Origin of the sequence: Pueribacillus sp. YX66, from assembly GCF_041725775.1 — a bacterium.
Lineage (GTDB): Bacteria > Bacillota > Bacilli > Bacillales > UBA6769 > Pueribacillus.
On sequence record NZ_JBEUEL010000002.1, the window covers coordinates 32,145 to 45,806 of the forward strand.

General features: G+C 38.2%; 13 protein-coding genes. All 13 read right to left on the reverse strand.

What is annotated here, in order from left to right; genetic code table 11:
* Positions 1-10: 10 nt before the first annotated feature.
* The 13 genes from hslU to ylqF all read right to left on the reverse strand — a co-directional run bounded on the left by hslU (position 11) and on the right by ylqF (position 13,581).
* Positions 11-1,408, reverse strand: a complete 1,398-nt coding sequence (gene hslU, locus ABU914_RS01200) for an ATP-dependent protease ATPase subunit HslU (RefSeq protein WP_379667931.1) — start codon at positions 1,406-1,408, stop codon at positions 11-13.
* Positions 1,409-1,440: 32 nt separating this feature from the next.
* A complete protein-coding gene (gene hslV / locus ABU914_RS01205) occupies positions 1,441-1,983 on the reverse strand; it encodes an ATP-dependent protease subunit HslV (protein WP_379667932.1) in 543 nt (180 codons plus the stop codon).
* A 62-nt stretch (positions 1,984-2,045) separates the two neighbouring features.
* A complete protein-coding gene (gene xerC, locus ABU914_RS01210; protein ID WP_379668096.1) occupies positions 2,046-2,951 on the reverse strand; it encodes a tyrosine recombinase XerC in 906 nt (301 codons plus the stop codon).
* A 58-nt stretch (positions 2,952-3,009) separates the two neighbouring features.
* On the reverse strand, positions 3,010-4,317 hold the full coding sequence (gene trmFO, locus ABU914_RS01215) for an FADH(2)-oxidizing methylenetetrahydrofolate--tRNA-(uracil(54)-C(5))-methyltransferase TrmFO (protein WP_379667933.1): 1,308 nt from the start codon (positions 4,315-4,317) through the stop codon (positions 3,010-3,012).
* 220 nt (positions 4,318-4,537) lie between these two features.
* The gene (gene topA, locus ABU914_RS01220) at positions 4,538-6,604 is read right to left on the reverse strand and encodes a type I DNA topoisomerase (protein WP_379667934.1); all 2,067 of its coding nucleotides are present in this window, start codon (positions 6,602-6,604) and stop codon (positions 4,538-4,540) included.
* 18 nt (positions 6,605-6,622) lie between these two features.
* A complete protein-coding gene (dprA, locus tag ABU914_RS01225) occupies positions 6,623-7,549 on the reverse strand; it encodes a DNA-processing protein DprA (RefSeq protein ID WP_379667935.1) in 927 nt (308 codons plus the stop codon).
* A 186-nt stretch (positions 7,550-7,735) separates the two neighbouring features.
* Positions 7,736-8,644, reverse strand: a complete 909-nt coding sequence (gene sucD / locus ABU914_RS01230) for a succinate--CoA ligase subunit alpha (RefSeq protein WP_379667936.1) — start codon at positions 8,642-8,644, stop codon at positions 7,736-7,738.
* 18 nt (positions 8,645-8,662) lie between these two features.
* Positions 8,663-9,823 carry an ADP-forming succinate--CoA ligase subunit beta gene (gene sucC, locus ABU914_RS01235; RefSeq protein ID WP_379667937.1) on the reverse strand — a complete coding sequence of 387 codons (1,161 nt, stop codon included), beginning with the start codon at positions 9,821-9,823 and terminating at the stop codon, positions 8,663-8,665.
* A 98-nt stretch (positions 9,824-9,921) separates the two neighbouring features.
* Positions 9,922-10,116, reverse strand: coding sequence for a hypothetical protein (locus ABU914_RS01240; RefSeq protein WP_379667938.1), 195 nt, complete (start codon positions 10,114-10,116; stop codon positions 9,922-9,924).
* Between the two features lie 231 nt (positions 10,117-10,347).
* The gene (locus ABU914_RS01245; RefSeq protein ID WP_379667939.1) at positions 10,348-10,626 is read right to left on the reverse strand and encodes a FlhB-like flagellar biosynthesis protein; all 279 of its coding nucleotides are present in this window, start codon (positions 10,624-10,626) and stop codon (positions 10,348-10,350) included.
* Complete coding sequence (locus ABU914_RS01250; RefSeq protein ID WP_379667940.1) at positions 10,623-11,948, reverse strand: hypothetical protein; 1,326 nt, start codon at positions 11,946-11,948, stop codon at positions 10,623-10,625. The genes ABU914_RS01245 and ABU914_RS01250 overlap by 4 nt, the downstream gene beginning before the upstream one ends.
* A complete protein-coding gene (locus ABU914_RS01255) occupies positions 11,945-12,730 on the reverse strand; it encodes a ribonuclease HII (RefSeq protein ID WP_379667941.1) in 786 nt (261 codons plus the stop codon). The genes ABU914_RS01250 and ABU914_RS01255 overlap by 4 nt, the downstream gene beginning before the upstream one ends.
* Positions 12,730-13,581 carry a ribosome biogenesis GTPase YlqF gene (gene ylqF / locus ABU914_RS01260; RefSeq protein WP_379668097.1) on the reverse strand — a complete coding sequence of 284 codons (852 nt, stop codon included), beginning with the start codon at positions 13,579-13,581 and terminating at the stop codon, positions 12,730-12,732. The genes ABU914_RS01255 and ylqF overlap by 1 nt, the downstream gene beginning before the upstream one ends.
* Positions 13,582-13,662: the final 81 nt, after the last annotated feature.

Here is a 13,662-nt window from a genome sequence, read left to right on the forward strand (position 1 = left end):
TCCTCCTAAATTATAGTATAAATTGACTTAAATCTTTGTTTTTTGCGATGGAATCTAATTTCTCTTCTACATACTCTGGTGTAATCTTTATTTTTTCTAAATTTATATCAGGTGCTTCGAAAGACAAATCCTCTAAAAGTTTTTCTAGAATCGTATGCAATCTTCTCGCACCGATATTATCCGTTTCTTGATTAACTTGATAAGCGAGTGAAGCTAATTTTTGAATAGCTTCGTCAGAAAATTCAATTTCTATACCTTCTGTTTCTAATAATGCTGAATATTGTTTAATTAAAGCATTATTAGGCTCCGTTAAAATTTGTACGAAGTTTTCAACACTTAACTTTTCTAATTCTACACGGATCGGGAATCGCCCTTGTAATTCAGGGATTAAATCTGAAGGCTTCGCAATATGAAATGCACCCGCAGCAATAAACAAAATATGATCCGTTTTTATTGGTCCATATTTTGTCATCACAGTTGATCCTTCAACAATTGGTAAAATATCGCGTTGAACGCCTTCTCTTGAAACATCGATGGATTGTTCGCTTTTACCGGCAATTTTGTCAATTTCATCTATAAATATAATTCCCGATTCTTCAGTCTTTGAAACCGCCTCTTGCGTCACTTCATCCATATCAATAAGTTTTGCGGCTTCATCTTGAATTAATATTTTTCTCGCTTCAGAAACAGGAAGTCTTCTTTTTTTCGTTTTTTTAGGTACGAGGTGACTAAATAGGTCTTGCATATTTACCCCCATTTGCTCCATTCCAGAACCTTGGAATAGATCAAACATTTGATTTGATTGTTCAGTCACTTCAACGACAACGATTTCATCTTCAAGTTTTCCATTCTCCAATTGCTGTGCGATTTGTTTTTTTCGATCATATTGACTTTGATCCTCGTTACCACTTTCATTTTGATCAGTATCTGTGTTTCCTGCTCCACCGAAAAACATTTCGATCGGATTTTTATATTGTTGCTGCTTTTTCTTTGATGGAACGAGCAATTCGACGAGACGTTTGTTTGCATTTTCTTTTGCACGTTCTTTTACTTCGTTCATTTTCTCTTCTTTTACGAGGCGAACAGCTACTTCGGCAAGATCTCTTACCATTGATTCAACATCGCGTCCAACATAACCAACTTCAGTAAATTTTGTTGCTTCAACTTTAACAAAAGGTGCATTTACAAGTTTTGCCAACCGACGTGCAATTTCTGTTTTTCCAACACCAGTTGGACCAATCATTAATATATTTTTTGGTACGATTTCCTCTTTTAATTTATTATCAAGTTTATTTCTCCGATATCGATTGCGCAAAGCAACAGCCACCGATCTTTTTGCCTGATTTTGTCCTACAATATATTGATCAAGCTTATTCACTATTTCTCTCGGTGTTAAATGGGCAGTCAAAAGAAACCCTCCAATCAACGACAGTTCGTTTTTTAATCTAGCTCTTCTATGATGATCTGATCATTTGTGTAAACACAAATTTCGCTCGCAATTTGTAATGCTGCTAAAGCAATTTCTTTCGCTGACAGATGATTTGCATGTTTCTTTAATGCTTTTCCAGCCGCAAACGCATAATTCCCACCAGAGCCAATGGCTAATATGTCATCATCTGGTTCAATTACTTCTCCTGTTCCTGATATTAACAGCATCTCGGATTGATTCATAACAATTAACATCGCTTCAAGTTTTCGAAGGATTTTATCGCTTCTCCATTCTTTCGCTAACTCAACAGCGGCTCTCACGAGGTTACCATTAAACTCTTCGAGCTTCGCTTCAAACTTTTCGAACAGTGTAAATGCATCTGCGACAGAACCAGCAAAACCCGCAATCACTTTACCGTGATAAAGTTTGCGAACCTTTCTAGCGGTATGTTTCATTACAACAGAATTACCGAAAGTTACTTGACCATCACCTGACATTGCTGCTTTTCCATCATGCTGAATCGCAAAGATCGTTGTCGCGTGGAACTGATCCAAATCTGTCCCCCCTTTCCAAGTATGTAAATGTGTGAGTTAAGACTGTTCGACGTGCAAAAAACTTATGCTCGAGGATGATAGGTGTTATAAACGTCGCGAAGTGTTTCTTTTGTAACATGTGTATAAATTTGTGTTGAAGACAATTGAGCGTGACCGAGTAACTCCTGAACAGAGCGCAGGTCAGCTCCGGCATTTAACAAATGTGTGGCAAAAGTATGACGAAGAACATGAGGACTAATGTTTTTATGTAAGCTCGCTTTGTCTACAATTTGTTTTACAATTGTACGGACACTTCTTGAGGAAAGCCTAGTCCCTTTATAATTAAGGAATAGGGCTTCTGCTTCGTTGCTTTTATTTTTGCTCAGCAAACGCATTCTCCCATCTTGAATGTATGTCTTTAACGCATCAATTGCAAATGATCCTATAGGAATGTATCTTTCCCTATTTCCTTTACCAGAGACGAGAACGTGCTCAAGGGAAAAATCAAGATCATGAACATCTAAAGAAACACATTCACTAACTCGTATGCCAGTTGCATATAGCAATTCAAGAATGGCTTGGTTTCTTTGTCCGAGCGGTGTCGATACATCTAAAACACGAAACAAAGCGGCTACCTCTTCTTCGTATAAAAAATTTGGTAGCCGATGCTCCTTCTTTGGTAATGCTGTGGATTGAAAAGGGTTACGATCTACCTTTTTTTCCACGATTAAAAATCGATAAAAACTTCTTAATGAAGAAATCATACGCGTAACGGTGTTACGAGCAAATCCGCGTTCATGCAACTCAGTTAAAAAAAGTCGTACATCTGCATAGTTTACTGAAGCGAACTGACTAATTCCTTCTTTTTTTAAAAAAATGCAAAACTCAGCTAAATCGCTTTTGTAGTTGATGATTGTATTTTCAGTATAATGTTTTTCTACTTTTAAATAAGTTATAAACGAATTTACGCTATCACTTTGCAACACCATTTTCACCTCAAAAACCTCTAGTATCTTACCATACTAGAGGCTGTAATACAAGGGTTATTCACAAATTTGTAATACAATTCTGAATTGTTCTCACTGCTCGTTCTGCAATTTTTTCATTTCGTACTTGTTTATTTTTTACCTTTTCAGGTAGTGGATCAAATAGCCCAAAGTTAATGTTCATTGGCTGAAAATGTCTAGGATTTGCAGACGTAATATAATGGGCAAGACTTCCGATTGCTGTTGTCGCGGGAAACACAATTGGCTCTTGACCATTTGCAACCCTAGCTGCATTGATGCCAGCAACTAAACCCGAAGCAGCGGACTCAACGTAACCTTCAACACCAGTCATTTGGCCTGCAAAAAGCAATTCATCACGCTCTTTATATTGATATGTAGGCTTGAGTAACTTCGGAGAATTTATAAATGTATTGCGATGCATAACACCATAACGAACAATCTCTGCATTTTCTAATCCAGGAATCATGCGAATAATCTCTTTTTGGGGCCCCCATTTTAAGTGCGTTTGGAAACCGACAATATTATAAAGCGTTGCAGTACTATTATCTTGTCTAAGTTGAACGACAGCATACGGACGTTTGTTCGTTTTCGGATCTTCTAGACCAACTGGTTTCATAGGACCAAAAAGAAGTGTTTTCTTTCCTCGTTTCGCCAACACCTCGATCGGCATACAGTTTTCAAAGAAAATTTCTTTTTCGAATTCCCGTAGCGGTACGGTTTCAGCACTTATAAGTGCATCATAAAAGCGATTAAATTCATCTTCTGTCATCGGACAGTTTAAGTAGGCGGCTTCTCCTTTATCATAGCGTGACTTTAAATACACTTTGTCCATGTCAATACTATCAGTTTCAATGATCGGAGCAGCTGCATCATAAAAATAAAGATAGTCTTCACCTGATAACTGTTGTAAAGCCGTCGCTAAGCGTTCAGCTGTCAATGGACCTGTTGCAATGATAGTCGGACCACTTGGAATTTTACTAACTTCTTCCTGAATGACCGTAACGTTCTCATGATTTCTCACTCTTTCAGTAACACGTGCAGCAAACTCATGTCGATCAACGGCAAGCGCGCCGCCTGCAGGTAACGCACAGTCATCTGCTGATGCAATAATGACTGAGTTCAACTGGCGCATTTCTTCTTTTAATATACCAACTGCATTTGTTAGTGAATTTGCTCGTAATGAATTACTGCAAACGAGTTCTGCAAACTTGTCCGTATGATGTGCCGGTGTTTGCTTCATAGGTCGCATTTCGTAAAGTTTTACTTTTACATTACGAGTTGCGAGTTGCCAAGCTGCTTCACTACCAGCAAGTCCGGCTCCAATGACATTTACTTCTGGCATTGCCATTTGTCGACAACTCCTTTGAATTCGTTCAAATAGTTCGGAGATTCACGATCTAGGTCTGTTCGACATGATCTGTGCTAGATTCTCATAAAGCATGAGATTTTTAAAAGAAGGACTGTGTCACATCATAAACTCAAAGCAGTCCTTCTTTGACGTTTAACACCTATGATTTCTAGTTCGCTATTCATCAATTTGGAATGATCATCTTATTGAACAAGCCATTTTAAATTTCCTCTTTGTAATCACAAGACGTACATTTGATTTGCTTCTTGTTTTTTGATTTTTTTTCAACGAGCATTTCGCTACATTTTGGACACGTCCGATTTATCGGTTTATCCCAAGAAAGGAATTCACATTCCGGATAGCGATTACAACCATAAAAAATTCGGCCTTTTTTACTTTTTCTCTCGACAATCTCACCTTTATGGCAACTTGGGCATGTCACTCCGATATTTTTTAAAATCGGTTTTGTATTTCTACAGTTCGGAAAGTTAGAGCAAGCCATAAATTTACCAAACCGCCCCATTTTAATTACCATTTCGTGACCACATTTTTCGCAATCTTCGCCAGCCGGTTCATCTTTAATTTCGATTTCTTTCATTTCTTCCTCAGCAACTTCAAGTTTCTTCTCAAAATCACCGTAAAATTCTTCAATGACTTTTATCCAATTTTGCTTACCTTCTTCGATTTCATCAAGATTATTTTCCATCTTTGCAGTGAAATCAACATCGATAATTTCATTAAAAAACTCTGTCAATGAATCTAACACAATTTTACCTAGCTCAGTCGGAACAAACCTTCTATCTTCTAATTTAACATAGTTTCGCCTTTGAATCGTATCAAGCGTTGGAGCATATGTCGAAGGTCTTCCAATGCCCAACTCTTCCATCGTTCTTACGAGCCTAGCTTCTGTATAGCGAGGTGGTGGTTGTGTAAAGTGCTGAGTCGGCTCAATGTTTTCAGCTGTTACTTGACTATTTTCAGTTAAATCCGGGAGTAATCGGTTTTCCTCTTTTTTATTATCATCTGAACCTTCTACATACACCTTCATAAACCCTGGGAATTTAATCGCTGAGCCTGTCGCTCGGAACATAATTCCGTTATTCACTAAATCAACACTCATTGTATCTAAAATAGCAGGAGCCATTTGGCTTGCTACGAGACGTTCCCAAATTAATTTGTAAAGACGAAATTGATCTCGACTTAAATATTTCTTTACGGTATTAGGATCTCTTAACGTTGATGTTGGTCGAATCGCCTCATGTGCATCTTGCGTATTCTTTCCTTGTTTTGTTTGTTTTTTTCCTTTCGGAACGAATTGGTTGCCAAATTGCTTTTCAATATACTCTTTCGTTTCTTGAACTGCTGTATCTGAAATTCTCGTAGAATCAGTTCGCATATACGTGATTAAGCCAACCGTTTCTTTTCCGATCTCAACACCTTCATACAGTTGCTGCGCAACCATCATCGTTTTTCTCGCGCGAAAATTTAATTTTCGTGCTGCTTCTTGTTGAAGTGATGACGTTGTGAATGGTAATGCTGGATTGCGTTTTCTTTCTTTTCTTTGAACAGTGGAAACAACAAACTCGTCTCCATTTAATTGTTTAAGAATCTCGTCTACTTCTTGCTTGTTTTTTAGATCAATTTTAGTGCCTTCTTTACCGTAAAAATGCGCTTCAAAAGATTCACCGTCCTCTTTAAAAACTGCTTTAATTTTCCAATATTCTTCAGGTTTAAATTGTTGAATTTCTTGCTCGCGTTCAACAATTAGTCGAAGCGCAACAGATTGGACCCGTCCAGCGCTTAAGCCTTTTTTTACTTTTTTCCATAAAATCGGACTTATTTTGTAACCGACAAGTCGATCGAGTACTCGACGAGCTTGCTGTGCATCCACAAGATCCATATTAATCGGACGTGGTTGCTTAAACGCATCTTTCACAGCATCTTTTGTAATTTCATTAAAAACGACGCGACAGTCGGAATTTTGATCAATATTAAGGCCGTGAGCCAAATGCCAAGCAATAGCTTCTCCTTCACGGTCGGGGTCAGCTGCTAGATAAACTTTTTTAACCTTTTTTGCCGCATCTTTTAATTCTTTTAAAACAGGACCTTTTCCTCGAATTGTTATATACTTCGGTTCAAATTGACGTTCAATATCTACACCTATTTGACTTTTCGGTAAATCACGAACGTGTCCCATTGAAGCTTTTACATCATATTTTTTGCCTAAATACTTTTTTATCGTTTTCGCTTTTGCGGGAGACTCAACGATTACTAAGTAATCTTCCATGCTAAAGCTTCTCCCCCCTTACTGTATTTTTAAATCTTCCCTATTATTAAATACTCTTTCCTCGTTTGTCAAATAAAGCTCATTTTCAATGTCGTCTGAACATATAACTAATTTCGCACCCTGCTGGATCAAATAGTTTGTTCCTTTGCTATTGTTGTTTAAAATTGAACCTGGAACTGCAAACACTTCTCTACCTTGTTCTAACGCTTGATCAGCTGTAATTAATGATCCGCTTCGCTCTTTAGCTTCAATGACCAATGTTCCGCATGTTAATCCGCTAAGAATCCGATTGCGCAGTGGAAATTGCCATTTTTGTGCGTGTTGATTTGGTAAAAATTCAGATACCAAAAGATGACGTTCGGCAATTTCAAGACTTAAATTTCGATGTTCTTTCGGATAAATTGATTCGAGACCAGAGCCTAGAACTGCTATGGTAGAACCGTTCGCTTCTAAAGCAAGTTGATGAGCGATTGCATCCACACCATAGGCAAGGCCACTTACAATACACCACCCTTTTCTTATAAGTGGAAGAAGCAGTGCTTTCATAATCGGTCGAGCTTCCCGTGTTGGGTGTCTTGTTCCTACAACTGCCAGAGTGCGTTTTTCACGAAGCAACGACAAATTTCCTTTATAAAATAACACCCATGGGGGATCGTAAATTTCCCGTAACAAAACCGGATATGTATCATCAAAACGTGTAATATAATTACAGGCTTCATAGTCATATTGGAGTAATTCATCGATTGGTTTCCGCAAATCTTCATAAAGAGTAATAGCAAGCTTTTCATGTAATTTACAATCGTGCATAAGCTCCGTTTTCGTCATTTGAAAAATTGAACGTAAACTCGGATCACATTCGTAAAGTTTATCGATTGTTTTGATTCCTACCCCTCGACAACTGTAAATATGTAATAAACGTTTATTTCGATTCATATGTTCTGACACCGTCTCCCCCACCTTTCCTTCATCAATTAAGTAGAAGTATACTCCCTTTCGTACGTTCTATTGTACTTTAATAATCTAAGGCAAACGGGATACCCCTTCGTCCCCTGATAGTCATTATGCCTTGACACATATATGAAAAATAGCTCCTTATCGGAGCTATTTCATGATGTTGTAACAACTATATCGTTAAACTTTATGAGTTGTACATTTTTCCAATAAATTATGTTCTTTTAATACCGAAATTAATGTTTCACCCATAACTGCAGGTGTTTCTGCGACTTTAATTCCGCACTCATTCATCGTACGAATCTTCTCCGCAGCCGTTCCTTTACCACCTGAAATGATCGCACCAGCATGTCCCATACGCTTTCCTGGAGGTGCAGTTTGACCGCCGATAAAGCCGACTACTGGTTTATTCATGTTTTCCTTTACCCATTGTGCTGCTTCTTCTTCAGCTGTTCCACCAATTTCACCGATCATAATAACAGCATACGTATCATCGTCTTCATTAAATGCTTTTAACACGTCGATAAAGTTCGTTCCGTTAACAGGGTCACCGCCAATCCCAACTGCTGTTGATTGTCCAATTCCAGCTTCAGATAGCTGATGAACCGCTTCATACGTCAATGTTCCAGAACGAGAAACGACGCCAACGTGACCTTTTTTATGAATATAACCTGGCATGATGCCAATTTTACATTCTTCTGGACTAATGACACCTGGGCAGTTCGGCCCGATGAGACGAGTCTTTCTACCTTTTAAATAGCGCTTTACTTTAACCATATCAAGAACAGGAATGTGTTCAGTAATACAAATGACTAAATCAAGATCAGCATCCGCAGCTTCAATAATCGCATCGGCCGCAAATGGAGCTGGCACATATATGACCGAGGCATTTGCACCTGTTTCTTTGACAGCTTCTTCTACCGTATTAAAAACCGGAACACCTGCAACGGATGTGCCGCCTTTTCCTGGTGTTACACCACCAACGATTTTCGTTCCGTATTCAAGCATTTGCTCTGTATGAAATGTTGCTGTTGCCCCTGTAATTCCTTGAACAATAACTTTTGTTGACTCATTGACATAAACACTCATTTCATTGGCCCCACCTTTCTATTTCACTAAGCTAACAATTTTTTGTGCACCGTCAGCCATTGATTCAGCAGCTGTTATATTTAAACCAGACTCTTGTAAAATGCGTTTTCCTTCGTCAACATTTGTTCCTTCAAGTCGAACAACGAGTGGGATTTCTAAACCAACTTGTTTCGTTGCTTGAACGACACCTTCGGCAATGACATCGCATCGCATGATTCCACCAAAAATATTAACGAAAATGCCTTTAACGTTTGGGTCGGATAAAATAATTTTAAATGCTTCTGTTACTTTTTCTGCTGTTGCACCGCCACCAACATCAAGGAAGTTCGCAGGTTCACCATCGTAATGCTTAATGATATCCATCGTTGCCATCGCAAGACCAGCACCGTTAACCATACAACCAATATTCCCATCTAAAGCAATATAACTTAAGTCATATTTTGATGCTTCGATTTCCTTCGGATCCTCTTCATCAAGGTCACGAAGTTCCTGTATATCTTTATGTCTATACAATGCATTTGAATCAAAGTTCAATTTTGCATCAAGTGCGATAACATTTCCATCACCGGTAACAACGAGAGGGTTAATTTCCGCAATGGAGCAATCTTTTTCCACGAACACTTGATAAAGTCCGAGCATAAATTTAGCGGCTTTGTTTACTAGCTCATTCGGAATATTAATGTTAAACGCTAAACGGCGCGCTTGAAAGCCTTGAAACCCAATTGCTGGATCGATGACTTCTTTAAAGATTTTTTCCGGTGTTTCTTCTGCAACTTGTTCGATTTCGGTTCCGCCTTCTTCAGATCCCATCATGACGACACGATCGGTTGCACGGTCAATAACAAGCCCTATGTAATACTCTTTTTTAATATCAACACCTTCTTCAATTAAAAGGCGTTTTACTTCTTTACCTTCTGGTCCTGTCTGATGAGTGACTAACGTTTTTCCGAGCAATTCTTCCGCATACGTACGGACTTCATCTAAACTTTTTGCAATTTTGACACCACCAGCTTTACCACGTCCGCCAGCATGAATTTGTGCTTTTACGACATATACGTTAGAATTAAGACTTTTTGCTGCTTCAACCGCTTCATCAGCAGAAAAAGCGACTTTACCGTTGGAAACAGCTACACCGTATTGTCGCAAAATGTCTTTTCCCTGATACTCATGGATGTTCATGTCTATTATCCTCCCATTCAATCTACTATTTAGCACACCATTGTTATTGTATATAAACAATCACTTCATTGTCCACTGTAACATAATATACTGAGAAATCAGACTTTATTGCCTTCTTTTCCTTCATCATCTTGTTTTTCTTTTTTCATTTTCTTTTTTTCTTTTTCTTCATGTGCTTTCTTTAACAAGTGAAAGGTTAAAAAATCTCGTTCAGACATCGTTTGGAATACCCCAAACTCTTCTGCAATTTCTTCATGATTTTGAATAATTGATTCTTTTTCTGATGATGTCAAAATAAAAACCTCCTTTAAGTCTGTGTCCAAAAAGGGTGGGTTCTAAGCGCAGAGCTTTTCAAAAAATGAAAACTTCACATGCATGGAAAAAGAACATTCATTCGTTATCTCGTACATAAGCAAAGTTTTTAACGAGAGACTGCGCCGTCGAATTTCCGTACCTTTTTGAACAATCTCTAAGTGACAACCTTATTTCATTGTTGCCATTTCGGAGGTGTTTCTTTCATTGATTTAGTTTATTTCTTTTTCTATTTTATAGATAAAAGCAAAAATTTCTGAAACGACTTCATAAAGTTCTTCAGGAATCGTGTCATTAATTTCAAGCTCACTTAATAGCCGCACGAGCGTCGGATCTTCTTGAATCGGAATATTATGTTCTTTCGCAAGTTGGATAATTTCATCTGCAATCTCCCCACTCCCTTTTGCAATAACCTTTGGGGCTGACTGTTCTAATTCATCGTATGTCAGGGCCGCTGCTTGTTTCATTCGATTGTCAATTTTTTCGCTCATATTTTAATATCTACCCCTTCATAGCGACTCATCGGCTGAAATGAAATTGAATGGACATCTCCTTTTAATTTTTTTGTTGTCGTTTCATTTATCCACTTCAATGAAGATAATGTGTAGTGATTACGTTCAAGCTGATGTCTTAACATTAAAATAAATGGCTCCAACGTTTGGTTTGAGATATGATTTTCGTTATAGACATGGATGGCGATAACTCGATTTTGAATATGGACGTCGACAATCGTTTCACGCAACTTTCTAAGGTTTAAGTAAAACAAAATTCGACAAAAGTCGGAATCGATTTCACCTTTTTTACTTTTTCCTTGAAATTGTATTAATGCGTCGTCGTTTCCAATTTGCTTGGGTAGTGGAAATTGCATCAAAAATTGGAGTATTTGATCATCATGTTTCATAAGTAGCTGTTGACCCGTTAATCGTTGAATCGTATCTTGAACAAGTTGCTTCGTTTGCATAGGGATCTCTTCCTTTACCAATGCCAATAAAATGGGCTTTAATTCTTGATGATGTTGGTTTAATTCTTGAATTGGCAATTGATTTTTGAAAAGTTTTACGACCGCTTTTTCATGTTGTAATCCAAAGCTTGACAACATTTCTTTTAACGGTAAGGACACCGTTTCAAAACGTTGTGTCCCTGACTGTTCACTTTCGATTCTAAAAGATGATGTCCATTTATTCATAATATGAATCAATTGTTCGTTTAATTGCTTAATATGAATGGGTAAGCCACGTTGAGTTTGAATTGCACTCGTTATTTGCTGCAGTTGTGTAAGCATTGGCTTATCCGCAGTAATAAAACGATGAATTGCCTGAAAGATTTGCGCATTAACTGGGAACTTACGTTCCAACATTATGTTTAAAACTTCGAGTCCGTGTTCAATCGTCGTCGTTTGCATAAACGATGAGACAGTTTGTACGAATGACTTAGTAAACGGAATTCCCGCTTTTTGCATATGTGAAACTAATGCAATGTTTGTACGGGTTGAGGGTAGTTCGAGTTGTCGCAATAAATGTTGAACGTTTTTTTCATTTTGTATCGTTCCTTTTGGAGCGTGTAAAGAAGGTAACACTTGTAAAGTCGGTGTGTCACCTTTTTTTTTAACGACAAACCAATACTCTTGCCCAGATTGCAATGACGCTTCTAATTTTGCTACGATCGGTGAACGAGAAATTTCAATCACAGCGAGGTCGTCTCGCATTAGCTTTAACACCGTGCCATGAAAAATTTGCCCTTCACGAAATAAGGGCATTTTCCGATTTTGTACGTCTAACGCATTAAACCTGAGTTGGGCTAAAATTGTATTCAATGCGACTCACTCCATTTATTACTTGCTAGTTCTGAAACAGGTGAGAATGAATACCGATGTGCACGTGTTGGTCCGTATTTTTTAAGCGCAATTAAATGTTCTCTCGTTCCATAACCAACATTACGATCAAAACCGTACTCTGGGTATTGCTCGGCTAATTGTTTCATCATCTCATCTCTTTTTACTTTTGCAACGATTGAAGCAGCAGCAATTGAAACACTTTTTTGATCACCGCGAATAACAGACGTTTGCGGAATTGGCAAAGGCAATGTCATCGCATCAATGAGTAAGTGATCGATAGATGGTGAACAAGAAATAATTGCTTTTCGCATCGCAATTTTTGTCGCTTCATAGATGTTATATTGATCGATTTCGTCTGGTCCAACCATCCCAAATCCGACTTGTCCTTTCTCTGTAATAAGCTTGTACAATTGTTCTCGTTTATTCGCACCCATTTTTTTTGAATCATACAGCCCTAATATTGGCTCATCTGGCAAAATAACAGCTGCTGCGACGACAGGTCCTGCAAGACACCCTCTGCCAACTTCATCGACTCCAGCAATGAACCGTTTTCCTTCCTCTGCCAACCTTATTTCATATTCAGACATTTGTATGTACAAGTCGTGTAACTTTTTTTGTTGTTCTCTTTCTTTCAATATTTTGTTAAGAAGTTGCTGCACGCCTTTTCGCTCATCGTTTTGCAATTCGGTTAGCCATTTTTCAGATGGCAAATTTCTCACTACCTGTTCAATTTCTTTTATCGACATATTAGAAAAATTCATTAGAAATCCCCTGGATTTTCTAACGTAATCGATCCTAGCTTTAATGAGCGAAATTCACGCAACAGCATTTCTGCAGTCCGATCATAGTCAACATGTCCGCCAGTCATGAGAAAACCTCGTTTCATCGCAATGGCATCAAACAATGCGAGCGTATCGTCAGGAAGTTCCAGCAACCGATACCTTTCTTGCACTCGTTCAGGATAGTGAATGTGTAAATGTTTGAGTAAAAACAGTGCAACATCTTGAAAATCTAATAGATCATCTTTAATCGCACCTGTCGCTGCTAAACAGTAACCCGTACGCTCATCTTCAAATTTCGGCCATAAAATTCCTGGGGTATCTAAAAGTTCTAATTCTTTTCCTACCTTAATCCATTGCTGTTGTTTCGTAATTCCTGGCCTGTCACCGGTTTTCGCAATTTTTCGATTTGCAAGGCGATTAATGAGTGTAGATTTTCCGACATTTGGAATTCCGACAATTAACGCTCGAATCGCTCGAGGCTTTATACCTTTCGAGATCATGTTGGCAAATTTGTCTTTTACTAATTGTTTCGCTTCTGTTTTTATTGCTAAAACGCCTTGTCCTGTTTGAGAGTTTATTTGCAGGGTCGAAATGGACTGATCAGCAAAATACGATTGCCATTGTTTCGTCATGTTAGGATCAGCCATGTCGCTTTTATTTAAAAGTAAGAGACGGGGCTTGTCCAAAACAATCTCGTCAATCATCGGATTTCGAGAAGAAATCGGAATTCGTGCATCAACAAGTTCGAACACAATATCTATCAATTTCAACTTCTCGGTTATTTCTCTTCTTGCTTTTGCCATATGACCTGGAAACCATTGAATCGTCACAACATCCATCTCCTCCTCATCGTTATCTGTCAATTGGCAGTATAACAGTATAAAAAAAGGAGCTTGATCATCCAAGGCTCC

Coding starts and splice junctions, on each gene's coding strand:
- xerC (WP_379668096.1), bottom strand. CDS start 2,951: ATGGTGTTGCAAAGTGATAGCGTAAATTCGTTTATAACTTATTTAAAA.
- trmFO (WP_379667933.1), bottom strand. CDS start 4,317: ATGGCAATGCCAGAAGTAAATGTCATTGGAGCCGGACTTGCTGGTAGT.
- topA (WP_379667934.1), bottom strand. CDS start 6,604: ATGGAAGATTACTTAGTAATCGTTGAGTCTCCCGCAAAAGCGAAAACG.
- sucD (WP_379667936.1), bottom strand. CDS start 8,644: ATGAGTGTTTATGTCAATGAGTCAACAAAAGTTATTGTTCAAGGAATT.
- sucC (WP_379667937.1), bottom strand. CDS start 9,823: ATGAACATCCATGAGTATCAGGGAAAAGACATTTTGCGACAATACGGT.
- ABU914_RS01245 (WP_379667939.1), bottom strand. CDS start 10,626: ATGAGCGAAAAAATTGACAATCGAATGAAACAAGCAGCGGCCCTGACA.
- ABU914_RS01255 (WP_379667941.1), bottom strand. CDS start 12,730: ATGAATTTTTCTAATATGTCGATAAAAGAAATTGAACAGGTAGTGAGA.